Consider the following 22518-nt stretch of genomic DNA (forward strand, 5'->3'; position numbering starts at 1 on the left):
ACCCCGGCGCCGTAACGGTTCACCCCGCGCTCTGCTCCTCCGCCAGGATGCGGTCCAGAGCCTCGTCGAGCAGCGTGTCGAAGTCGGCGAGGGAACGCTCCTGCCCCAGCGGCACGAGCTTGTCCGTACGGTCCAGGAAGGCCACCAGCGGCGCCGTGCCGACCCGGAACATCGCCTGGTCGGTGCCCACCTGAAGCCGGATCAGGACCTCGCCGAACGTCTCCGGATCGGCGGGCGCGATGTGGACGTCCCCGTCCCCACACGGCCGACCCACGCCGTCGATGAGCAGCTCCCGCCCGAAAGCCCAGGTCACCGGAGCATCACCGGGCAGGTGGAAGGTCAGCCGCACGGCATAGGGATCACAGGTCTCGTAACGCAGCTCCACCGGAATGCGGAAGGAGAGCTCCTCCGAGACCAGGAAGCTCATCATGACCTCTGCCTGTACCGACTCGTGCATCGCCTACCCCGCCGTGTTCGTCGACTGGCCAGGAATCATCCGCCTGACACCCCTGGAAGTTTGCTGAAAGTACACGAGAGATCACAAGGAGTGATTTTTCAGATGCTGATAGAGATCGCGAGTGTCCCTAGCAGCTTTCCGATCTCGGTCTGCAACTGACGGGCGACGGGCAGCAGTCTGTCCGCCTGGTGCGACGGCAACGAGATGGCGAGGGTCCCGGCGGTGGTCCCCACGGTGATGGGAATCGCTGCGCAGACCGTCCCCAGGGCGTACTCCTGCCGCTCGACGACCGGCTCCATCCGCCCGATCCGGTCCAGGCGCCGGAGCAGCGCCTCGTCGTCACGGACCGTGTACGGGGTGAGCGACTGCACCGGATAACGATCCAGGTGGTCACGGCGGGCCTCATCGCTCAACTGGGACAGCAGGCACTGTCCGATGGCGTGTGCGTGACCCGTCTCACGGAAGTCGGCCCACTCCTCGACGGCCGGGGTGTTCGGGCTGTCGGCGACGCACTTCACCTCGATCTCGCCGTCCCGGTAGATCGCGAAGTACACGGGCACACCCAGGGCGTCCCGCCAGTGCGCCAGGACCTCGCCCACCGTGCTGCGACGTTTCTGCTGCGCTCCACTGCTGCTCAGCCGCTCCGCCGCCTCACCGAGGAAGAACAGCCCCTTCTCCCGGCGGAGATAGCCATCGTGGACCAGCGTGCGGAGCAGGTGGTACGCCGTGGGGAGCGCGAGCCCGGCGTCCCGCGCCAACTGTTTGGCAGGCGCCCCGTGTTCCCGCTCGGCGACGGCCTCCAGGAGCCGCATCGCCCGCTGCACGGAGCCGATCAGAGTGCCGGAGTTCGCCTCCGACACGGTCGGCGACGCCGGGGCCGGGATCCGCGCTCCCCTTGTCGGACCGTGCCCATGAGATGGCACAGGGCGGTCGAGCCCGGCGGTCCGCGGCTGGGTCCGGGCCGGTGGTGCCGGTGGCTGTGCCTGTGCACGGGTCGATGATGCCGCCACCTGCGCCTGCGGCAGGACCGGTGACGCCGGTGGCCGCGTCCGTGTCTGGGGCGCGGGAAGTTCGGGACATCGCTCGTTCTCCTCGCCCGGCGAGGTACGTGGCTGCACAGGGGGAGCCGAGGTCTTCGAAGGCGCAGTACGCGGCGGTGGCGGCGCACCGTGAGTCTCCGCGGCCCGGACACGCGGCTGCTCGGCGGCTGTCGGTGTCGATCGCGGGCCCGGCTGCGTGGGAGGAAGGGCGCTCTGTGCCGACCGGGAACGCGGCCTGGCGGATGGGGAGAGCGGTTCTGCGGGTGCGGTGTCAGCCGTGGCCAAGGGTCACTCCCGAAGCGCGAGGAGGGCCGCCCGTGCGGGGGACACGGGAGGGAGATGCGCCGCCCGCGGGGTCGAGCCCGCGACGAGTTCCCGGACTCTAGCCGCCCGTCACCGCCCGCAGACCGCCCCGCCGGGAAACTTCCCTCGGGCGAGGGAACCTCACGTTCCTGTTACCGCCCTGCCCTGACCGGGGCTCACCCACTCACGCCTCAACTGTTGCGCGGTGCTGACACCTCACCAGTCGCCGCGCGACGAGGAACCCGCCGTGAACTTCCTTACGACGTAGATCAGTCCGCCGACCAGCGCCACGAAGACCAGCAGCTTGAAGAGCAGGCCCACCACGACCTGGACGACACTGACTATCAGGCCTCCGAACACCAGCAGGGCGATGACCGGCACCGCGATCCACTTCACCCACCACGGCATCCCCGCGAAGATCTCCCGCATGGCCCTTGCTCCTTGTTTCTCCACCCGTCGCCCCGCCACCGGGGCACTCATTCCGGGCCTACTGCTGTCCTGCCATCGATGCTAGGCCCGCGCAGGGGCCATCCGGGGGCTTCGCACCCCTTGTCCGACCCTGATCGTCCCCCTAGGGAACACCGAAGCGGACGTCAGCCCTCCGGCGGAGAGAACACCACCACGACCCTCAAGTCCTCTGAGATGTGGTGGAACTTGTGGGCGACCCCGGCGGGCACGTACACGACGCTGCCGCGCGCGACCTGGGTGGTCTCCAGGCCGACCGTGAGTGCCGCCCGGCCGCTCACCACGAGGTACACCTCGTCCTGGCTGTGCGGCCTCTGCGGATCGAGCTCGCCGGCATCGAGCGCGTACAGGCCGACCGACATGTTCCGCTCGCGCAGGAACTGCAGATAGGCACCGTCATTGGCGGCGCGCTCCGCCTCCAGTTCGTCCAACCGGAATGCCTTCATCGACTTAGTCGCCCCTGCCCGGTGCTCGTACCGATCGCTTCTGCCACGATCAGACACATGATGAATTTCCTAGTCAAGACGATCGCCAACGCAGGCGCCCTGGCGGTCGCTGTCTGGCTGCTCGACAAGATCACGCTGACCGGGGACAGCACGGGCAAGAAGATCGGCACGCTGCTGCTGGTCGCCCTCGTCTTCGGCCTGGTGAACGCGGTGGTCAAGCCGCTCTTGAAGCTGCTGACCCTCCCGCTGTTCATCCTGACACTCGGCCTGTTCACGCTGGTCGTGAACGCCCTGATGCTGCTGCTCACCTCGTGGCTGGCCGACAAGCTCGACCTGAGTTTCCACGTGGAGGGCTTCTGGACCGCCGTCCTCGGCGGCCTGATCATCTCGATAGTCTCCTGGGCGCTCTCCCTCGTCCTGCCCGACGGGGACTGAGGGTCCGGCATGACCTACCGAGTCTGCTTCGTCTGCACCGGCAACATCTGCCGCTCCCCGATGGCCGAGTCCGTCTTCCGTGCCCGCGTGGAGGAGGCCGGGCTCGACGGCCTGGTCGAGGTCGACAGCGCGGGCACCGGGGGCTGGCACGAGGGCGACGCCGCCGATCCGCGTACCGTCTCCGTTCTGGAGGCGAACGGCTACGGCAGCATGCACGCGGCCCGGCAGTTCCAGGTCTCCTGGTTCTCCCGCCTCGACCTCGTCATCGCCCTCGACGAAGGCCACCTCAAGGCCCTGCGCCGCCTCGCGCCGACCGCTGCGGACGCGGACAAGATCCGGCTTCTGCGCTCCTACGACCCCGCCGCGGACGACGACCTCGATGTTCCGGACCCCTACTACGGCGGCATGGACGGGTTCGAGGAGTGCCTGGAACTCGTGGAGGCGGCGAGCCCCGGTCTGCTGGCCGCCGTACGCGAAAAGGTGGAGGCTGGGATCACATGAGCACGGACGACCTCGCGTCGGGCCCCGGTGACGGCACCCGCGCGGTGCGGGCCGGACTGCCCGAGCCCGTCAAGCACGAGCCGACCCTCCCCGGACCGGTCTTCGCCGCCCACTACCACCTGCCTGGTGAGCCCACCGGCCCGTACGCCTACGGGCGCGATCAGAACCCCACCTGGACGCTCCTGGAGCGTGCCATCGGCGAACTGGAGGCACCCGGACAGGACGCCGCAGAGACTCTCGTCTTCGCATCCGGCATGGCCGCCATCTCGGCCGTGCTCTTCTCCCAGCTGCGCTCCGGAGACGTCCTCGTCCTGCCGAGCGACGGCTACAACGTGCTGCCTCTGGCCGGTGAACAGCTGCGTTCGTACGGCATCGAGGTGCGCAGCGCCCCGACGGGCGGCGACGCCCAGCTCGACGCTCTCGACGGTGCCAGGCTGCTGTGGCTCGAGACGCCGTCGAACCCGGGGCTGGACGTGTGCGACGTGCGGCGGCTGAGCGAGGCGGCACGCGCGCGTGGCTGTCTCGTGGCGGTCGACAACACCCTGGCGACCCCGCTCGGGCAGCGGCCGCTGGACCTGGGCGCCGACTTCGCCGTGGCCAGTGGCACCAAGCAGCTGACCGGTCACGGGGACGTCCTGCTCGGATACGTCGTCGGACGCGATGCCTCACTCATGGCCGGTGTACGACGGTGGCGCAAGATCGTCGGAGCGATCCCGGGCCCGATGGAGGCCTGGCTCGCGCACCGCTCGCTCGCCACGCTCCAACTGCGCGCCGACCGGCAGAGCGTCAACGCCCTGGCGGTGGCCGAGGCGCTCAAGGGCCGGCCCGGGGTGACCGGGGTGCGGTATCCGGGGCTGCCGGACGATCCCTCGCACAAGATCGCCTCGCAGCAGATGCGGCGCTACGGGTGTGTGGTGTCGTTCGCGTTGCCCACGCGCGCGCGTGCCGACGTGTTCCTCGACGCACTCGGCCTTGTGGACGACGCCACCAGCTTCGGCGGGGTGCGCTCCACCGCCGAGCGGCGCGGCCGTTGGGGAGGCGACGCGGTGCCGGAGGGCTTCATTCGTTTCTCGGCCGGCGCGGAGGACACCGACGATCTGGTGGCGGACGTGCTGCGGGCGCTCGCTGTTGCTACCGGCTAGTAGGACTCCGTTAAGTTGCTCTGGCTCTTGGGTTCTGGCTGGTGGTGGATGTTCTGGGCAGGGGGCGGTGGCAGGTGGTGCAGGTGCCGGTCCAGCAGTTCAGCAGGTCCTGGATGGTGTCGAGGATCTGGTAGAGGGTGAGTCCGCCGTATCGGCTTTTGGGGCCAGGCGCTGTTCGGTGAGGAACGCGTGGGCGGCGGTGACCAGGGTGACGTGGTGGTGCCAGCCGGTCCAGGAACGTCCTTCGAAGTGGTCCAGGCCGAGGCCGTGTTTGAGTTCCCGGTAGTCGTGTTCTATGCGCCAGCGGATCTTGGCCAGGCGGACCAGTTCAGCGTGCGGGGTGTCGGCCGGCAGGTTCGACAGCCAGTAATCGGTGGGTGCTTCGGCGCCTTCGGGCCATTCGACCAGCAGCGTGACGTCGGGCAGGACACCGTCCCACAAACCCTCCTGCGCGGTGGCGGCGGCCTGGGCAAGGCGGCGGGACCGGACACCGGCCGGCCGCACGCGCAGCGCCAGAAAGCGCGAGCGCATCGGCCCGCGTGAGCCTTCACGCCAGGTCACCTCGGTGAAGGCCTGCCGCCCCTGGTCCGCCGCGAGCGCGGCCACCGGGGACGGCTTGTCGCGGTAGCGGGGCTGAGGCTTGCGGCCGTTGCCGGACCAGGGCGGGGCAGCGGGCACCGCATCGTGCGGGTGGACGGTCACGTCCGAGCGGATCGCCACCACGTAGCCGATGTTCCGACGTTCCAGCCCGTCGCGGAAGTCGGCGTTCTGCCCGTAGCCGGCGTCGGCCACCACCGCCGGCGGCACCAGCCCCCACCCGGCCAGCTCGTCGAAGACGTCCAGGGCCAGGCGCCACTTCTCCCGGTGCCCGACCTCCTCAGGAACCCCCGTCCTGCGTCGGCGGACCGGATCATCCGCCCACTCCCGGGGCACGAACAGGCGCCACTGCAGCGGACAGGACGCGGTGTCGGAGACCGCGTGCACGCTGACCGCGACCTGACAGTTGGCCTGCTTGCCCAAAGCCCCGCAGTACTGGTGAGCGACAGCGACCGACATCTTCCCGTCCTTGGGAAACGACACATCGTCGACCGCCCAGGCATCCGGGCCGATTCTCGGCACCATCCGTTCCGCGATCCGCCGCCGCACCGGCACGGGATCCCAGGTCGACTGGTTCACGAACTGCTGCAGGTTCTGCTCGTTGCCGTCCGGCAGCCGCGAGGCCATGGCCTGGATGGACTTGCGGCGACCGTCCACCATCAGTCCCCGCAGATAGCAGTCACTCTTGGCCCGCTGATCCTTGCGCGGCACCGACGCGAACACATCGGCCACGAACAACGCCAACTTCGCCCGGGCACGGTTCACTTCATGTGCATCCACACACCCACCATGCCCCCAAACAGCACCGCGAGACAGACCTAACGGAGTCCTACTAGTACTGCACCACGCACAACGGGCGGTCCGAGCCTCCCCCCTCGTGGCTCGGACCGCCCCCGGTTCTGCGCGCGAAGAACCGCGCGAACAAGGCTAGTTGACTCTGTGTCAGTGTCCAATCACAGTAACGACAGAGACCTATCGACATATTTATAGTTGGGCGCTCCGGAGGCGGTGAGGCGAGAGGAGAGGATCGACCATGGATCTGGCCTTACTGCGAACGTTCGTGACCGTGCACCGGGCCGGTTCCTTCACCCGCGCGGCTGCCCTGCTCGGCCTCTCGCAGCCGGCCGTCACCTCGCAGATACGCACCCTGGAACGCCAGTTGGGCCGCCCCCTCTTCCTGCGCCAGGCCCGGGGAGTGACCCCGACGACCATCGGCGACGAACTCGCCCACAAGGCGGCGCCACATCTGGACGCGCTGGTGGAGATCGCCGAGACCGGCCTCGACGACGACTCCTCCTTACGGACCCTCCATCTCGCCGGTCCACCGGAGTTCACCGCCGAGCGGGCCCTGCCCGCCCTCACCGAGCTGACCGGGGACGACGGCCAGGGCTTCACGCTGCGGGTCTCTTTCGGGAACGCCGAAGAGACGCTGGAAGGCCTCGCCGCCGGGCACCACGACCTGGTCATCACCACCGCCCAGCCGCGTGGTGCCCTGCTCACCGCGGCTCCCCTCTGCGACGAGGAACACGTCCTGGTCGCCGCCCCGCGCTGGGCGGACGAGATCAGTCCTGGCAGGTTGCGCCGTAAGGGGGCACACGCCCTGGAGGACCTGCCCCTCGTCGAGGTGCACGAGTCCCTGCCCTTCATCGCCCGCTACTGGGCCTCGGTCTTCGACTCCCGGCCCGCCGTCTCCGGCACCGTCGTCGTCCCGGACCTGCGCGCGGTCCTCGCCTGTGCGATCTCGGGCGCCGGACTGGCCGTGCTGCCCCACTACCTGTGCGCCTCCGCCCTGGAACGCGGAGACCTCGTCACGCTCCTCGACCCTGCGGTGCCCCCGCTGCGGACCTATTTCCTGGTGGTCCGAACGGGCACCCTGGCCATGCCGCACATCGCGCGGGCGCATGAGTGGCTGTTGGAGTCCTCCGGAAACTGGTCCTGAGGCGGCCTGACGTGGGTCCTGTGGCAGCGCTGATGCCCCTCGGCGGCGGGGAGGGGCGGCGGCGGACCGCTCGCGAGCTCCGGGGTGCCCCTCTTCGTCGCTCCGGCGATGTTTCACGTGGAACATGCAGGGCCACATTTCTCCCATGACCGTACGACCCGTGGTCAAGCGCACCGCCCGCGCCGTTCTGCTCGACGGCGACGACCTGATCCTGATCAAGCGGACCAAGCCGGGCATGGATCCCTACTGGCTCACGCCGGGCGGCGGCGTCGAGCCGGAGGACACGACGGTCGTCGACGCGCTCCACCGAGAAGTGCACGAGGAGCTCGGCGCCAAGATCACCGACGTGGTCCCCTGTTTCGTCGACACCGTCGAACACATCGGCGAGGACGGCGGCGCCACCGGCGTGAAGGTCCAGCACTTCTTCGTCTGCCGCCTGGAGTCCATGGACCCCTCCAAGCGGCACGGCCCCGAGGTGGACGAGCCTCAGGGCGAGTACGAGATCGTGCGCATCCCCTTCACCCGGGTCGGCATCGCCTCCGTGCACCTCGTCCCGTTGTCCCTGCGGCACTACCTGGACGGGAACATCGAGGGCGTACGAGCGATGCACGCGCCCGACCTGGGCTGACGTTCCGCCGACGGTCACCCGGCCGCTCGCCGGGGAAACTTCGGCGGTCAGTCCCCGGCCGCCACCAGTTCCTCCACCGAGTCGTGGCGTATGCGATCCGAGGGCACCCCGGCGCCCTTCAGTGCGTCCACGCCGCTGCGGATCATGCCGGGAGGGCCCGAGAGGTACGCGTCGTACCCGTTCCAGGGTCCGTGGTCACGTATGGCGTCGGGCAGCTGGAGCAGCCCGTGCCGGTCCACGACGGGGCGGACCTCGAGCCACGAGTTGCTCTGCTGCAGCCGTAGCAGCGTGTCGAGGTCGTAGAGGTCCTGGCCGGTGCGGGCTCCGTAGAAGACCTCGACCGGGCGGTGCCGCCCGTGCTCGGCGACGTCCTCCACGATGGCCTTGATGGGTGCGATACCGGTGCCGCCGCCCAGACAGAGCAGTCCGCTGTCGCTGGTGTGGTCGACGGTCATCGCGCCGGCCGGCGGTCCCAGTCGCAGCACGTCTCCGGGCCGGGCACGGTGCACGAGCGAATTGGAGACCCAGCCCGCGGAGATCGCCTTCACGTGGAACGACAGCAGTCCGTCCGAGCGGGGCGCCGATGCGAACGAGTAGTGCCGCCAGATTCGCGGCCACCAAGGGGTCTCCAGGCTCGTGTACTGCCCGGCGAGGAAGGGGTACGGCTGATTCGGGCGGACGGTGATGACCGCTGTGTCCGACGTTCTCAGGTCGTGCGAGACGACCTCGGCGAGCCACCAGGGCGGGGCTCGCAGCTCGTCCGCCGCGGCCGCGTCGATCATCACCTGGGAGATCGTCGTGTACGCCCGGACCCAGGCCGCCTCGGTCTCGCCGCTCCAGCTCGCCTTGGCGTACCGGCTCAGCGCACCGATCAGACACTCGCCGACGGCCGGGTAGTGCTCGGCCTGGGTTCCGTACTTACGGTGGCCGCGACCGAGGTTCTGCAGATAGTCGACGAGGACCGGGGCGTTGTCGATGTGCTCGGCGGCGGTCAGCAGCGCCTTGAGCAGGCGGTCGCGCTGGGCGTCCATCGCGGGAGGGAACATCGAGCGCAGCTCCGGGTGCTGGACGAAGAGCAGCGCGTAGAAGTACGAGGTGACCTTGTCGGCGACGGGTCCGACCTCGTCCATAGTCCGCCGGATGAGAACGGCGTCGGGGGAGGCGGCGGCGTCGGTGCCGCCGCGCTGGACGGGCACACGGGTGTCGAAGACGGAGTGCTCGGAGGCGTGCTCCGCGGCGGGCGGGGCGGGCTGGGGGCTCGGCGGGGCGCTGGGAGGGAGGTCCGCGGAGGTCTGTATTCGCTCCCGCACGGTGCCTTCCCGGTTCTGCTGTGAGCCCTTCGGTGGCTCCTGGGAACGGCCGACGGGCCGCAGGGCTGCGAGGCGGTTGCCCTCTGGCTCCTGGTCTGCGCCGGGGGACGGCGGAGACGTGCGCGGCGTGAACCAGCCGCCTCCGTCAGTGCCCTCCGAAGTACCGTTGCCGGCCGACGTGGTGGTCGGAGCGTCCATGGTCTGCCTCGCCTCGAGCATCTTTCGGTCGATCTGCGTGCGCCCCCACTCGGAAGTCGCACGCTTTCCCCCGCGGACGGCCTTGCTTTTCCCCGTTCGTTCCCCGTCGACCAACGCGGCCACATTCAACCCGGGTTCCCGCTCCGTACGGACAAGTAGGTGAGAGTGTGACGTGAGCCGCAGCACTCACCAGCGTTCCACAGCACGCGAACGCCCCCGCCTCGTAACGGTAAACGCAGGTCCTCGATCTCCCTGTCCGGTTAGGCTGCATTGAGCTGCGTTCGCACCCCCGCCATGAGACGACTGCATCTCGCTTCGGACACGAACCGGACTCGACCCTACCGGCAGGGCCGCCACACACAAGTCCCCCCTTGCCCTACCGGGAATTCAACGGGGGCGAATCAACAATTCCTTCAATTACCGGGCGCGTCGCACCAATTCATAGGCATCCCACAGATCCTGCCCCGTGCACGAGTGAGTGGCCAGCCCCATCGGATGCCGGTCGGCATTCACGGCGACCGAGATCGGCACCGTACCGACGAGTTCCGCGTCCGAGAGAGAGTCGCCGTGAGCGACGCAGTCGGCGTGGGTCACCCCGAACTCCGCACAGAGCCGGTCCGCGATCTCCGCCTTGGCCGCCGACGTGAGAATCCCGGCCGATCGACAGGCTCGGTAATGGGAACACGGGAAGCGCGAGCCGTACGCGGCGGGCACGCCGCAAGTCGTGAGCCGCTCGAGGATGCGCCCCGTCACGACGTCCCGTTCGAGCTTGGCTGTCTCCTTGTCGAGGCCGAGTTGTCGCGAGATCTCCACCGGGGCCGCCGTGCGGCACAGCAGGGTGCCGTCCAGGCCGAACAGGTGCAGTCTCGTCATGGGAGCCGCGGCCAGCCACGCCTGCACGCCTATGCCCGGAGACGGATGTTTCACGTGAAACATCCGTCCGCGCCTGTGCGGTTGCGCACGGGATGGCCAAAAGGGCGTACGTCTGAAGGCAAACCGGTGGACGTCCGGGGTGCGTGTCGGACAGCCTGACCTGCGTGCCGACACCTTCCCCCGCCGCTCTGTCCATCCGCCGTCTGACGCATCGCGATCTCACCGCCTGCGCTGATCTGTCCGAAGACCGGGGCTGGCCCCGCGAGGAGCACAAGTGGGGGCTGCTTCTCGCGGCCGGCACGGGGTACGGCGTCGATGACCCCGAGGGCGGCCTTGTCGCCGCCTGTGTGGTGACCGAGTACGGGCCGGTGGGGCGCCCCGACCTGGGTGCGATCGGTATGGTTCTGGTCGCCGAGCGGCACGCCCGCCAGGGCATCGGCCGCCGCCTGATGCGCCACGTCGTCTCGGAGATGGGAACGACTCCGCTGACCCTGCACGCGACACCGCACGGACGTCCGCTCTATGAGGAGCTGGGTTTCAAGGTCACCGGACGGGCCGAGATGGTTCGCGGGCACTTCACGTCAGGGGGGCCTCATCCTGCGGTCTCCACGCGCCCGGCCACGGCCGAGGACCTCACCACGATTCTCCGACTCGACGGAGAGGTTTTCGGCTCGGACCGGACCCACATCCTCACCCGGCTCCCCGCCTTCGCCGACCATCTGCGCGTAGCCGAGGACAACGGCCGGATCATCGGATACACGGCAGCCTGGCCCAACATGGACGATCACGTCGTCGGTCCACTGATCGCCCGTGACACGGAGACAGCGAAGGCGCTCATCGTTTCCCTGGCCTCCCACACCGACCGACCGTTGCGCACCGACATCGACGTACGCCATGAAGAACTGCTGACGTGGGTGAAGGCACGCGGCCTGGTGTCGGTCGCCTTCAACTCGGTGATGACGTACGGGCTCTCCGAGCTACCGGGTGACTGGACCCGGCGCTACGCCCCGTTGACCGTGGCGGCGGGCTGAGACCACACGTCCCGCACGTTCCGCTCATCGGGCTGTCAGTGATGCACGGCGGTCCGTTGATCGCCCGCTCCCACCGTTCCCGCGACGACCGTGCCGGCAGCGCTCTCCCGGCGCTCCAGCGTCGTCGCGATGAGCGCCAGCACCAGTGCGCTCACGGCGAGGGTGGCTCCGACCCAGCTGGGTGCCGTGTAGCCGAGGCCCGCGTCGATGACGAGGCCGCCGAGTCAGGCGGAAAGCACGTTGCCGAGGTTGAAGGCACCGATGTTCACGGCCGAGGCCAGTGTGGGGGCGCCGTGCGCCTGGTCGAGAACGCGCTTCTGCAACGGCGGCACGGTCGCGAAACCCAAGGCTCCGACCAGCGCGATGGTCACGGCCGCGGCGATCTTGTCCTGGGCGGTGAACGAGAACAGTGCGAGGACGACGGCCAGAGCGCCCAGTGAGACGTACAGCATGGGCATCAGCGCGCGGTCCGCGTACGTGCCGTCCACGAGGTTGGCGCCGACCATGCCAAGGCGACGACACGACCGAGCAGCATGACGGAGCAGACGGGGGCGAGCGCGGAGAGCAGGCGTGCGCGAGTACTCCCTGCTAGACGTGCTGAGCCGCCAGCACGACGGCGAGGTCGGGCACCTCCAGATGAAAGGGGTCGCCGACGCGGTCGTTCTCAGCCAGAGCGCAACGACCCGGCTGGTCACCCGGCTCGAGGTCCGCGGCCTCCTCGCGCGCTACCTCTGCCCGACCGACCGCCGGGGCATCTACACCGATGTCTCCGCAGCCGGTCTTGCAACTCCTCGCGCGGCACGCCCCACGAATGACGCCGCCCTGCGCGAGGCTCTCGACGAGGCGGCCGAGAACCCCGAACTGGCACCTCTGGTCCGCGCCGTGGAGTCGCTGAAGGCACCTGCGTAGGGTGCGGGCATGGGAGATCTTGAAATACGGTCGGCGACCAAGGACGACGTCCCGGAAATCGTCGCGATGCTGGCCGACGACCCTCTGGGCGCCGAGCGCGAGTCGTCGGACGACCTGGCCCCCTACTTCACAGCGCTGGAGCGGCTCAGCGGTGACCCCAACCAGCACGTGATGGTCGCCGTCCGCGCGGGCCGTGTCGTGGGTACGCTCCAGCTGACGATCATCCCCGGCCTCTCCAGGCGTGGCTCCACCCGCTCGATCATCGAAGGCGTACGTGTCCACACCGATGAGCGCGGCAGCGGTCTCGGCACACGACTCATCGAGTGGGCGATCGACTCATCACGGGCCCAGGGCTGCCAGTTGGTGCAACTGACGTCCGACGTCACGCGCACCGACGCCCACCGCTTCTACGAGCGGCTCGGCTTCGAGGCCACCCACGTGGGTTTCAAACTGCCGCTCTGAGAAGCGGTCCAGGAACACCTGTGGGGTCCTGTTTCACGTGAAACAACGCGCGCCAGAACCCCACCATCATCAGACTCGCACCTACGAGATCCCGCGCCACCCCTCGGGCTCCACCCCACCCGGCACCGGAGCCCCCTCGTCGTACGGCTGACGCGTGAACACGAACGACCCGAGGTCCAGATGGCTCACGGTCCCGTCGGGCCTTCGTACGGCCCGTAGAAGCTCTCCGGCGAAGTAGCCGTTGAGCCCCGTCCAACTGCCGTCGCCGTTGCGCCGGAACCGAGCGCCGCGCAGGGTGGCGGAGAGCGGATCCAGTGAGAGACCTCCGTCGGCGACGAGCCGCAACACGAAGCTGTACGTCCCCCAGTACCAAGGGCCGGCCAGCTCCAGGACCGAGCGGTCCACTTCGGGCAACGGTCGCCACGGCTCGGGGATCCGAGGCTCGGCCTCCGCCACGATGCGTACGAGGTCGGCGGCCACCTCCGAGACAACCGGCCCGGAGGTGCAGTTGGTGAGCACGACCGCCGCCACATCGTCCTCGACACTGATGAGGAGCTGCGCGAGGAAGCCGGGAACCGAACCGCCGTGACCGACGAGGAACCGTCCGTCCCGGTGCTGAAGCTGCATCCCGAGCCCGTACGCCGAACCGGCCGACACATCGGCGGCCTCCCCCGGTGCGGCCGGCGTCCGCATCTCCGCGACGGACTCCGCGCTGAGCACCCGGTCGTCGCCCTTGGCCAGGAGGACCGCGAAGCGCGCCAAGTCGCCTGTCGTGGACCAGAGTTGGCCAGCTGGACCCATGCGGCCCAGATCCTCGACCTGTTCCGGCAACATCACGTCGGCCCAGGGGTGGACGGCCCAGCCGCCGGCATGCGGCGCCTCCGGGTGCCACGTCGTGCGGCGCAGGCCGAGCGGTTCGAGCACCTCACGACGCAGGACGTCCTCCCAGGGCGCACCCCGCAACTGTTCGACGAGCGCGCCGAGGAGCGTGAAGCCGGGGTTGGAGTAGTGGAAGCGGCGGCCGACAGGGTGGCGGTGAGGCTGCTCGCCGAGCACATCGGCGAGTTCCGGGCGCAGGGAGCCCGGGGTGCGCTCCCACCAGGGCGATGGCGACTCGGCCGCCAGTCCGCCCGTGTGCGCGAGCAGTTCGGCGATGGTCGCCTCCCCCGCACCGGTGCCCGGCAGGTGCTTCTCCAGCGGGTCGCCGAGGTCCAGCACGCCCTCGTCACGCAGCCGCAGGACCAGTACGGCGGTGAAGGTCTTGGTGATCGAGCCGATCCGGTACTGCACGTTGGCGTCCGGCGCGTGCCCCTCCACCGAGGTCCGCGCCCCGTTCCACACCGTCTCCCCGCCCCGCACCACAGCCGCCACCAGTGACGGCGCCCGTCCGTCGGCCTGAGCGACGGCGATGCGGTGCAGCAGAGCCCGACGCGTGGCGGGAAGCAGCTCTTCCTGAGGTGTTGTCATGGGCCCAGTCCATCGGGCCCGGCACCACGCGTCGAGCGCATTTCGCCGGGTCAGGTCTGTGCCATGTCCACGAATCGCGAGTAGTGACCCTGGAAGGCGACCGTGATCGTGGCCGTCGGACCGTTTCGGTGCTTGCCCACGATGATGTCGGCCTCACCCGCGCGCGGCGACTCCTTCTCGTACGCGTCCTCGCGGTGCAGCAGGATCACCATGTCGGCGTCCTGCTCGATCGATCCCGACTCACGCAGGTCGGAGACCATGGGCTTCTTGTCCGTACGCTGCTCGGGACCACGGTTGAGCTGTGACAGCGCGATCACCGGCAGCTCCAGCTCCTTGGCCAGCAGCTTCAGGTTTCGCGACATGTCCGAGACTTCCTGCTGGCGGCTCTCGGACCGCTTGCCGCCGGACTGCATGAGCTGCAGATAGTCGATGATGACGAGCTTCAGGTCGTTGCGCTGCTTCAGACGCCGGCACTTGGCGCGGATCTCCATCATCGACAGGTTCGGGGAGTCGTCGATGTACAGCGGCGCCGCCGAGACGTCCGGCATGCGGCGGGCCAGCCGCGTCCAGTCCTCGTCGGTCATCGTGCCGGACCGCATGTGGTGCAGGGCCACGCGCGCCTCGGCGGACAGCAGTCGCATCGCGATCTCGTTGCGACCCATTTCGAGCGAGAAGATCACGCTCGGCATGTTGTGCTTGATCGAACAAGCGCGCGCGAAGTCCAGCGCCAGCGTGGACTTACCCATGGCGGGCCGGGCCGCGATGATGATCATCTGTCCCGGGTGCAGTCCGTTGGTGAGCTGGTCGAGGTCGGTGAAGCCGGTTGGCACACCGGTCATCTCCCCCGACCGCGAACCGATCGCCTCGATCTCGTCGAGCGCGCCCTCCATGATGTCGCCGAGCGGCAGATAGTCCTCGGTGGTGCGCTGCTCGGTGACCGCGAAGATCTCGGCCTGGGCTCTGTTGACGATCTCGTCCACGTCGTCGTCGGCCGCGTATCCCATCTGGGTGATGCGGGTGCCGGCCTCCACCAGGCGGCGCAGGACGGCACGCTCGTGGACGATCTCCGCGTAGTACTCGGCGTTCGCCGCGGTCGGCACCGTCTGGACGAGGGTGTGCAGATAGGAGGCGCCGCCGACCTTGGTGATCTCGCCGCGCTTGGTGAGCTCGGCGGCGATCGTGATGGGGTCGGCGGGCTCACCCTTGGCGTAGATGTCGAGAATCGCCTGGTAGATGGTCTCGTGAGCCGGTTTGTAGAAGTCGGGGCCCTTGAGGATCTCGACCACGTCGGCGATGGCGTCCTTGGACAGCAGCATGCCGCCGAGGACGGACTGCTCGGCATCGAGGTCCTGCGGTGGTACGCGTTCGAAGGCCGAACCTCCGCCGTCCCACTCCCCGTCGTCCCGGCCGCGGTCGTGCCGCTCGTCCCTGCTCCGGCCGCCGTCCGGACGCCGGCGGGAAGAGGGCAGACGATCACTGGGCCCGCTGTCGGCCCACGGGTCGTCCAGGGGCTCGGAAATGCTCACCGAGCAACCTCCTCCCGTCCGCCGAGCGGACCTCGCCGTGCTTCTCATTTCTACGGCACGACACTGACAAATAAGAGGCCCAACTCCGGTTCTGGCACGTCGGTTTTGCGAGGTTTCCGTGATCTGCCAAGGAGCGGGCGCCGCACCACCGTAGGCCCGTCGGCACCGTCAGCCAATCTGGTTATCCACAGGCCATGTGGACGACGGCCCAGATGCTGTGGAGAACCCCGCAAAACCTGTGCACGACTCGGTGGACAGGCCTGTGAACAAGACCTCGCCCCTACCGAAAGAACCGCCCTGACCTGCATCTTTACCGTCCACGGGCTGTGCAGAAGAAAAACTTTCCCGACCGGATCAAGATCATCACTATCGGTACACAAGAACACACCCGACCGGGCGTCATGTAATAGTCACAAGCTCATTGCGTCACTTACCTGTGGAAGATTAGATTGGTGCTCATGACACAGGCTTCCGCGACCCCCAAGGCCACTCGGCGTCGGCACGATCGAGAGATCATCACGCTGGCCGTTCCGGCCTTCGGCGCGCTCGTCGCCGAGCCGCTCTTCCTGATGGTCGACACCGCCATCGTCGGCCACCTCGGCACCGCGCAACTGGCCGGTCTCGGCGTAGCCTCGGCCCTCCTCGTCACCGCGGTGAGCGTCTTTGTCTTCCTGGCCTACGCCACCACGGCCGCAGTCGCCCGGCGCGTCGGAGCCGGAGATCTGCGGGCCGCCATCCGCCAGGGCATGGACGGCATCTGGCTCGCACTGGTACTGGGCGCGGCCGTCGTCGCTGTCGTCGTCCCCACAGCTCCCACCCTGGTCGCTCTCTTCGGTTCCTCGGACACCGCGGCTCCGTATGCGACGACCTATCTGCGGATCTCGGCCCTCGGCATCCCGGCCATGCTCATCGTGCTCGCCGCCACCGGCGTCCTGCGCGGCCTCCAGGACACGAAGACTCCCCTTTACGTCGCCGTGGCGGGCTTCGTCGCCAACGGCGCCCTGAACGCAGGCCTCGTCTATGGCGCCGACCTGGGCATCGCGGGATCCGCCTGGGGCACGGTCATCGCCCAGGTCGGCATGGCTGCCGCGTATCTCTGGGTGGTGGTCCGCGGTGCCCGACGGCATGGCGCCTCATTGCGACCGGACGTCGTCGGCATACGTGCCTCGGCTCAGGCAGGAATGCCGCTACTGGTCCGCACGCTCTCACTGCGGACAATCCTGATGATCGCCACCGCGGTCGCCGCCCGGCTGGGGGACGAGGACATCGCCGCACACCAGATCATCCTCTCGCTCTGGAGCCTGCTCGCCTTCGCCCTGGACGCGATCGCCATCGCCGGGCAGGCCATCATCGGCCGCTACCTCGGCGCGGGCGACACCCAGGGAGCCCGCGAAGCCTGCCGCCGGATGGTTCAGTGGGGAATCGCCACGGGTTCCATACTCGGACTCCTGGTGATCATCGCCCGCCCTTTGTTCATCCCACTGTTCACGGGCGATCCGGCAGTCCAGGAAGCCGCGCTCCCCGCTCTCATCGTGGTGGCGCTCGCCCAGCCGATCTCCGGCGTCGTCTTTGTGCTCGACGGCGTACTGATGGGCGCGGGCGACGGCCCCTACCTTGCTCGGGCCATGTTGCTGACCTTGGCGGTCTTCATCCCGGCCGCCCTGCTCGTCCCTGCCTTCGGCAGCGGTCTGACCGCGCTCTGGGGTGCCATGACGCTGATGATGGCGACGCGCATGTCGACCCTCTGGCTGCGATCCCGCTCCGGCTTGTGGATCGTCACCGGAGCGACGCGCTGAGAGCGTGACCGAAGCCCGGCTTTGTTTCACGTGAAACATCGCCCGACAAGCATGTGGGGCCGCACCCTTCACAGGGTGCGGCCCCATACACCGCTTCAGCGAGCACGGCCCTTAGGCCGCGATGACCTCGATGTTGACCTTGGCGGCAACCTCGGGGTGCAGACGCACGGACGTCTCGTGGGCGCCCAGCGTCTTGATCGGAGCCGTCAGCTCGATGCGGCGCTTGTCGACCTCGGGGCCACCGGAAGCCTTGATCGCGGAAGCGATGTCGGCCGGGGTGACGGAACCGAAGAGACGACCGGCGTCGCCGGAGCGGACAGCCAGACGGACCTTGACGGCCTCGAGCTGGCCCTTGACCTGGTTGGCCTGCTCGATGGTCTGGATCTCGTGGATCTTGCGAGCACGACGGATCTGCTCGACGTCCTTCTCGCCGCCCTTGGTCCAGCGGATCGCGAACTTCCGCGGGATCAGGTAGTTGCGAGCGTAGCCGTCCTTGACGTCGACGACGTCGCCGGCAGCGCCGAGGCCAGAGACCTCGTGGGTGAGGATGATCTTCATGTGTCGGTCACCCTTCCCTTATCGCGCGGTGGACGTGTAGGGCAGCAGCGCCATCTCACGGCTGTTCTTGACGGCCGTGGCGACGTCACGCTGGTGCTGCGTGCAGTTGCCGGTCACGCGGCGGGCACGGATCTTGCCGCGGTCGGAAATGAACTTCCGCAGCATGTTCGTGTCCTTGTAGTCCACGTACGTGACCTTGTCCTTACAGAAAGCGCAGACCTTCTTCTTCGGCTTGCGCACAGGCGGCTTCGCCATGGTGTATCTCCTGTGTGATCAAGAAGTTTGGGGTAAGACCCCCGCCCTCGACCTCGACGACCGGTGATCCGGCCTCGAAAGTCTTAGAAGGGGGGCTCGTCCGAGTAGCCGCCACCGCCGCCGCTGCCGCCGCTGCCGCCGGAGCTTCCGCCCCAGCCGCCGCCACCGCCCTGGTTGCCACCGGCGGGAGCGCCGCTGGCCCACGGGTCGTCGGCGGGAGCGCCGCCGCCCTGCTGGCCGCCACCGGGGCTTCCGCCCCAGCCGCCACCACCCTGGCCGCCACCGCCACCACCGCCGTAACCGCCCTGGCCACCGCGGCCGCCTCCGGCGGTCTTGGTGACCTTGGCCGTGGCACTGCGCAGGCTGGCGCCGACTTCCTCGACGTCCAGCTCGTAGACCGTGCGCTTGACGCCCTCACGGTCCTCGTAGGACCGCTGCTTCAGCCGGCCCTGCACGATGACGCGCATGCCTCGCTGAAGCGACTCGGCGACGTTCTCCGCCGCCTGACGCCAGACCGAGCAGGTCAGGAACAGGCTCTCGCCGTCCTTCCACTCGTTGGTCTGACGGTCGAAGGTACGGGGAGTGGACGCGACACGGAACTTCGCGACCGCCGCACCGGAAGGGGTGAAGCGCAGCTCGGGGTCGTCGACAAGATTGCCGACGACCGTGATGACGGTCTCGCCTGCCATGGGGGTACCTCTCGGCGGGTTTGCTGCTGGCTGCTTGTGCTGCTACTCGGATCCCGGGATCAACTGAGCGGGAGAGCTCAGTGGGTCTCGGGACGGAGGACCTTGGTCCGGAGGACCGACTCGTTCAGGTTCATCTGGCGGTCGAGCTCCTTGACGACCGCAGGCTCGGCCTGCAGGTCGATGACCGAGTAGATGCCCTCAGGCTTCTTCTTGATCTCGTACGAGAGACGACGACGGCCCCAGGTGTCGACCTTCTCGACCTTTCCGTTGCCCTCACGGACGACGGAGAGGAAGTTCTCGATCAGAGGGGCGACAGCGCGCTCCTCCAGATCGGGGTCGAGGATGACCATCACCTCGTAGTGACGCATGTAGAACCCACCTCCTTTGGACTCAGCGGCCACGGTCGTTCCGTGGCAGGAGGGTCGTGATGCGTACGCAACGGTATCGGCCGCCACTGACAATCAGGGATCCCCGCCGGGGATTCCTGTCATGGCCTGGGCAGACACTCGTGCAGACGGTACAGACTACCCGCACACCCGCTTCCGGTTGAAATCCGGTGGCGGTGACCGTCAATCTGTACACATCGGGTGTGTATGGCGCTACGATGCGCCGCCTTCCGCAGGAGGTGCCCTATGGCACAGACATTGCGACCCAACATCGCCGGCTCTCTGTTCGCCACCGACGACAAGCCCCACCCAGTGCAGGACACGCTGCTGGCCGTGACGCTCGTACTCGGGGCGGTCTCCTTCATCACGGCGATGTTCCACCATCTGCACCTGCTCAGTTCATGGACAGGGTTGGTGGGGATTCTGACCGGCGCGTACGGACAGTTCATCTCGGAGACGACCCGTGAGCGCTTCGGCCTGATCGTGGGTCTCGGTGCCTCAGCCGTCGGCTTCTTCCTCGGCATGGCCCATGGAGGGCTCTTCGGCGGGCTCATCGGCTGACTCCGTATCTCCGACCGCGCGGTCGGAGGGCCGTGCTTCTCGCTGTCCGCTGTCCCACATCGGACCAAGCGGCCGAATAACACCGCCTGGACTCCCGGCCGCCTCCCGGCCGGGCTTCCAGGTTCCATACGGCCATTCGAGGCGCCCGCAGGGCGCTATAGGCTTCGGCGCGAGAGCCGGAGCCCCTGTACCCATGGGGACACACCAGCCCGAGGAGCGCCCCGAATGAGCCTGACCCTGAGGACGATCAGCCGTGAGCAGCATCTGGCGTACATCCAGAGCCTGCCTGCGGCTAGCCACATGCAGGTCCCGGCCTGGGCCGACGTCAAGGCCGAGTGGCGCTCCGAGAGCCTCGGGTGGTTCGACGACAAGACCGGTGAGATGGTCGGTGCCGGCCTGGTGCTGTACCGCCAGCTGCCCAAGATCAAGCGCTACCTCGCCTATCTGCCCGAGGGTCCGGTCATCAACTGGTTCTCGCCGAACCTCACCGACTGGCTGGAGCCGATGCTCGCGCATCTGAAGCAGCAGGGCGCCTTCTCGGTGAAGATGGGCCCGCCGGTGATCATCCGGCGCTGGGAGGCCATCTCCATCAAGGCGGGCATCCAGAACCCGGACGTGAAGCGCCTGCGCGACATCGAGGCCGACTTCATCGAACCACGCGCCTTCGAGGTCGCCGACAAGCTGCGCCGAATGGGTTGGCAGCAGGGTGAGGACGGCGGCGCCGGCTTCGGTGACGTACAGCCCCGCTACGTCTACCAGGTGCCGCTCGCCAACCGCTCCCTGGAAGAGGTCCACAAGAACTTCAACCAGCTGTGGCGCCGCAACATCAAGAAGGCCGAGAAGGCGGGCGTCGAGGTCGTCCAGGGCGGCTACCAGGATCTGGAGGAGTGGCAGCGGCTGTACGAGATCACGGCTGTGCGTGACCGCTTCCGGCCCCGCCCGCTGTCGTACTTCCAGCGCATGTGGACGGCCCTCAACACCGAGGACCCCAATCGCATGCGGCTCTACTTCGCCCGGCACAACGGCGTGAACCTCTCCGCCGCGACCATGCTGGTCGTCGGCGGGCACGTCTGGTACTCCTACGGCGCCTCGGACAACATCGGCCGTGAGGTCCGGCCCTCGAACGCGATGCAGTGGCGCATGCTGCGCGACGCCTACGCTCTGGGCGCGACCGTCTACGACCTGCGCGGCATCTCCGACTCGCTGGACGAGACGGATCACCTCTTCGGCCTGATCCAGTTCAAGGTGGGCACGGGTGGACAGGCCGCCGAGTACCTCGGTGAGTGGGACTTCCCGCTGAACAAGCTGCTCCACAAGGCGCTCGACATCTACATGTCGCGCCGCTGACGCCCCCGTTTTTGCTTCCATACCTCTGATACACCGCAGCCACCAGAAAGGTTCCGGGACCGTCCATGGCGCTCACGCTGTACGTCGACACCGCGCGCTGGCGGGCACACCACAAGCACGTTCAGGAGCAGTTCCCGGGACTCGTCCCCGTCTGCAAGGGCAACGGCTACGGCTTCGGGCACGAGAAGCTGGCGGAAGAGGCCACGCGCCTCGGGTCGGACATCCTCGCCGTCGGCACCACGTACGAGGCCGCCCGGATCAAGGACTGGTTCAGCGGCGACCTGCTGGTGCTGACGCCCTACCGACGCGCTGAGGAGCCCGTTCCCCTACCCGACCGTGTCATCCGCTCCGTGTCGTCCGTCGACGGCGTGTACGGCCTCGTGGGCGCCCGTGTCGTCATCGAGGTCATGTCCTCGATGAAGCGGCACGGAGTGAGCGAACAGGAGCTGCCCCAGCTCCACGCGGCCATTGAGAACGTGCGCCTGGAGGGCTTCGCCATCCACCTGCCGCTGGACCGCACCGACGGCTCGGACGCCGTCGAGGAGGTCATCGGCTGGATGGACCGGCTGCGCGCGGCCCGCCTGCCGCTGCACACCATGTTCGTCAGCCACCTCAAGTCCGAAGACCTCATCCGTCTTCAGCAGCAATTCCCGCAGACCCGTTTCCGGGCCCGTATCGGTACGCGGCTGTGGCTGGGCGACCACGAGGCGACGGAGTACCGGGGAGCCGTCCTGGACGTCACCCGCGTCGCCAAGGGCGACCGCTTCGGCTATCGGCAGCAGAAGGCGGCCTCCGACGGCTTCCTGGTGGTCGTGGCGGGCGGTACGTCGCACGGGGTGGGTCTGGAGGCCCCGAAGGCGCTGCACGGCGTCATGCCGCGCGCCAAGGGCGTCGCCCGGGCGGGCCTCGCCACGGTCAACCGGAACCTTTCTCCCTTCGTCTGGGGCGGCAAGCAGCGCTGGTTCGCCGAGCCGCCGCACATGCAGGTGTCGATCCTCTTCGTGCCGTCGGACGCCCCCGAGCCGAAGGTGGGCGAGGAACTGGTGGCCCATCTGCGGCACACCACCACACAGTTCGACCGGATCGTCGACCGCTGAGCCCTGCCTCCCGAGGAGGCGGACGAGCAGGTCACCGGGCGGATCCGCCCGCAGTGCACGCGGAAGGCCGGACACGAGGTTCTCGTGTCCGGCCTTCCGC

The 22518-nt window shown here is 68.4% G+C and carries 24 protein-coding genes and 2 pseudogenes; 12 read left to right on the forward strand and 14 right to left on the reverse strand.

Features of this window, described 5'->3' with window-relative positions; genetic code table 11:
* Positions 1 to 19: 19 nt before the first annotated feature.
* The 4 genes from OG202_RS24460 to OG202_RS24475 all read right to left on the reverse strand — a co-directional run bounded on the left by OG202_RS24460 (position 20) and on the right by OG202_RS24475 (position 2711).
* Entirely contained in the window at positions 20 to 457 is a 438-nt protein-coding gene (locus OG202_RS24460; protein WP_326580901.1) for an SsgA family sporulation/cell division regulator, read from the reverse strand.
* Between the two features lie 98 nt (positions 458 to 555).
* The gene (locus tag OG202_RS24465; RefSeq protein ID WP_327732181.1) at positions 556 to 1281 is read right to left on the reverse strand and encodes an IclR family transcriptional regulator; all 726 of its coding nucleotides are present in this window, start codon (positions 1279 to 1281) and stop codon (positions 556 to 558) included.
* A 735-nt stretch (positions 1282 to 2016) separates the two neighbouring features.
* Positions 2017 to 2229 carry a DUF5326 family protein gene (locus OG202_RS24470; protein ID WP_319103437.1) on the reverse strand — a complete coding sequence of 71 codons (213 nt, stop codon included), beginning with the start codon at positions 2227 to 2229 and terminating at the stop codon, positions 2017 to 2019.
* Positions 2230 to 2393: 164 nt separating this feature from the next.
* The gene (locus OG202_RS24475; RefSeq protein WP_326580897.1) at positions 2394 to 2711 is read right to left on the reverse strand and encodes a cupin domain-containing protein; all 318 of its coding nucleotides are present in this window, start codon (positions 2709 to 2711) and stop codon (positions 2394 to 2396) included.
* Positions 2712 to 2768: 57 nt separating this feature from the next.
* On the opposite strand from OG202_RS24475, the gene OG202_RS24480 reads away from it, so the two are divergent.
* The 3 genes from OG202_RS24480 to OG202_RS24490 are packed head-to-tail and all read left to right on the forward strand — an operon-like array spanning position 2769 to position 4789.
* Positions 2769 to 3146: a phage holin family protein gene (locus OG202_RS24480; protein ID WP_326580895.1), complete on the forward strand. Its 378-nt coding sequence runs from the start codon at positions 2769 to 2771 to the stop codon at positions 3144 to 3146.
* A gap of 9 nt (positions 3147 to 3155) precedes the next feature.
* Positions 3156 to 3647: a low molecular weight protein-tyrosine-phosphatase gene (locus OG202_RS24485; protein ID WP_327728810.1), complete on the forward strand. Its 492-nt coding sequence runs from the start codon at positions 3156 to 3158 to the stop codon at positions 3645 to 3647.
* Positions 3644 to 4789 carry a cystathionine gamma-lyase gene (locus OG202_RS24490; protein ID WP_326580891.1) on the forward strand — a complete coding sequence of 382 codons (1146 nt, stop codon included), beginning with the start codon at positions 3644 to 3646 and terminating at the stop codon, positions 4787 to 4789. The genes OG202_RS24485 and OG202_RS24490 overlap by 4 nt, the downstream gene beginning before the upstream one ends.
* A 99-nt stretch (positions 4790 to 4888) precedes the next feature.
* Here OG202_RS24490 and OG202_RS24495 read toward each other — a convergent pair whose 3' ends face one another.
* Positions 4889 to 6166, reverse strand: a complete 1278-nt coding sequence (locus tag OG202_RS24495) for an IS701 family transposase (RefSeq protein ID WP_327728809.1) — start codon at positions 6164 to 6166, stop codon at positions 4889 to 4891.
* Positions 6167 to 6419: 253 nt separating this feature from the next.
* Between OG202_RS24495 and OG202_RS24500 the strand changes: the two genes are divergently transcribed.
* Both OG202_RS24500 and OG202_RS24505 read left to right on the forward strand, forming a co-directional pair.
* Complete coding sequence (locus OG202_RS24500) at positions 6420 to 7325, forward strand: LysR family transcriptional regulator (protein ID WP_327728808.1); 906 nt, start codon at positions 6420 to 6422, stop codon at positions 7323 to 7325.
* A gap of 145 nt (positions 7326 to 7470) precedes the next feature.
* Positions 7471 to 7953, forward strand: coding sequence for an NUDIX hydrolase (locus tag OG202_RS24505; protein WP_326580887.1), 483 nt, complete (start codon positions 7471 to 7473; stop codon positions 7951 to 7953).
* Between the two features lie 47 nt (positions 7954 to 8000).
* Here OG202_RS24505 and OG202_RS24510 read toward each other — a convergent pair whose 3' ends face one another.
* Both OG202_RS24510 and OG202_RS24515 read right to left on the reverse strand, forming a co-directional pair.
* Positions 8001 to 9482: a globin domain-containing protein gene (locus OG202_RS24510; protein ID WP_327728807.1), complete on the reverse strand. Its 1482-nt coding sequence runs from the start codon at positions 9480 to 9482 to the stop codon at positions 8001 to 8003.
* 396 nt (positions 9483 to 9878) lie between these two features.
* Positions 9879 to 10361 (reverse strand): hydrolase, encoded by a 483-nt coding sequence (locus OG202_RS24515; RefSeq protein WP_405894880.1) that lies wholly within the window; start codon positions 10359 to 10361, stop codon positions 9879 to 9881.
* A gap of 137 nt (positions 10362 to 10498) precedes the next feature.
* Between OG202_RS24515 and OG202_RS24520 the strand changes: the two genes are divergently transcribed.
* Positions 10499 to 11365: a GNAT family N-acetyltransferase gene (locus OG202_RS24520; protein WP_327728806.1), complete on the forward strand. Its 867-nt coding sequence runs from the start codon at positions 10499 to 10501 to the stop codon at positions 11363 to 11365.
* 35 nt (positions 11366 to 11400) lie between these two features.
* Here OG202_RS24520 and OG202_RS24525 read toward each other — a convergent pair.
* Positions 11401 to 11877, reverse strand: a pseudogene (locus OG202_RS24525) (MFS transporter); the annotation flags it as partial.
* Positions 11878 to 11932: 55 nt separating this feature from the next.
* Here OG202_RS24525 and OG202_RS24530 point away from each other — a divergent pair.
* A pseudogene (locus tag OG202_RS24530) lies at positions 11933 to 12274 on the forward strand (MarR family winged helix-turn-helix transcriptional regulator); the annotation flags it as partial.
* A 9-nt stretch (positions 12275 to 12283) separates the two neighbouring features.
* Positions 12284 to 12736, forward strand: a complete 453-nt coding sequence (locus OG202_RS24535) for a GNAT family N-acetyltransferase (RefSeq protein WP_327728805.1) — start codon at positions 12284 to 12286, stop codon at positions 12734 to 12736.
* A gap of 81 nt (positions 12737 to 12817) precedes the next feature.
* Here the strand turns inward: OG202_RS24535 and OG202_RS24540 are convergent, their stop codons facing one another.
* Entirely contained in the window at positions 12818 to 14203 is a 1386-nt protein-coding gene (locus OG202_RS24540) for a serine hydrolase domain-containing protein (RefSeq protein WP_328223596.1), read from the reverse strand.
* 50 nt (positions 14204 to 14253) lie between these two features.
* Entirely contained in the window at positions 14254 to 15729 is a 1476-nt protein-coding gene (gene dnaB / locus OG202_RS24545) for a replicative DNA helicase (protein ID WP_326580877.1), read from the reverse strand.
* Positions 15730 to 16178: 449 nt separating this feature from the next.
* Between dnaB and OG202_RS24550 the strand changes: the two genes are divergently transcribed.
* The gene (locus tag OG202_RS24550; protein WP_443052278.1) at positions 16179 to 17525 is read left to right on the forward strand and encodes an MATE family efflux transporter; all 1347 of its coding nucleotides are present in this window, start codon (positions 16179 to 16181) and stop codon (positions 17523 to 17525) included.
* Between the two features lie 111 nt (positions 17526 to 17636).
* Here the strand turns inward: OG202_RS24550 and rplI are convergent, their stop codons facing one another.
* From rplI to rpsF, 4 genes are all read right to left on the reverse strand, one after another.
* On the reverse strand, positions 17637 to 18083 hold the full coding sequence (gene rplI, locus OG202_RS24555) for a 50S ribosomal protein L9 (RefSeq protein ID WP_326580873.1): 447 nt from the start codon (positions 18081 to 18083) through the stop codon (positions 17637 to 17639).
* An 18-nt stretch (positions 18084 to 18101) separates the two neighbouring features.
* Positions 18102 to 18338, reverse strand: coding sequence for a 30S ribosomal protein S18 (gene rpsR, locus OG202_RS24560; RefSeq protein WP_003949403.1), 237 nt, complete (start codon positions 18336 to 18338; stop codon positions 18102 to 18104).
* A gap of 83 nt (positions 18339 to 18421) precedes the next feature.
* Complete coding sequence (locus tag OG202_RS24565) at positions 18422 to 19027, reverse strand: single-stranded DNA-binding protein (protein ID WP_328223598.1); 606 nt, start codon at positions 19025 to 19027, stop codon at positions 18422 to 18424.
* A 77-nt stretch (positions 19028 to 19104) separates the two neighbouring features.
* Complete coding sequence (rpsF, locus tag OG202_RS24570; RefSeq protein ID WP_005482942.1) at positions 19105 to 19395, reverse strand: 30S ribosomal protein S6; 291 nt, start codon at positions 19393 to 19395, stop codon at positions 19105 to 19107.
* 264 nt (positions 19396 to 19659) lie between these two features.
* Between rpsF and OG202_RS24575 the strand changes: the two genes are divergently transcribed.
* The 3 genes from OG202_RS24575 to OG202_RS24585 all read left to right on the forward strand — a co-directional run bounded on the left by OG202_RS24575 (position 19660) and on the right by OG202_RS24585 (position 22418).
* The gene (locus OG202_RS24575) at positions 19660 to 19974 is read left to right on the forward strand and encodes a hypothetical protein (RefSeq protein ID WP_013002267.1); all 315 of its coding nucleotides are present in this window, start codon (positions 19660 to 19662) and stop codon (positions 19972 to 19974) included.
* 225 nt (positions 19975 to 20199) lie between these two features.
* Positions 20200 to 21321 carry a peptidoglycan bridge formation glycyltransferase FemX gene (gene femX / locus OG202_RS24580; protein WP_326580762.1) on the forward strand — a complete coding sequence of 374 codons (1122 nt, stop codon included), beginning with the start codon at positions 20200 to 20202 and terminating at the stop codon, positions 21319 to 21321.
* 65 nt (positions 21322 to 21386) lie between these two features.
* Entirely contained in the window at positions 21387 to 22418 is a 1032-nt protein-coding gene (locus tag OG202_RS24585) for an alanine racemase (RefSeq protein ID WP_033530670.1), read from the forward strand.
* The last annotated feature ends 100 nt before the right edge of the window (positions 22419 to 22518 follow it).

The sequence above is a fragment of the Streptomyces sp. NBC_00310 genome (assembly GCF_036208085.1).
Classification (GTDB): domain Bacteria; phylum Actinomycetota; class Actinomycetes; order Streptomycetales; family Streptomycetaceae; genus Streptomyces.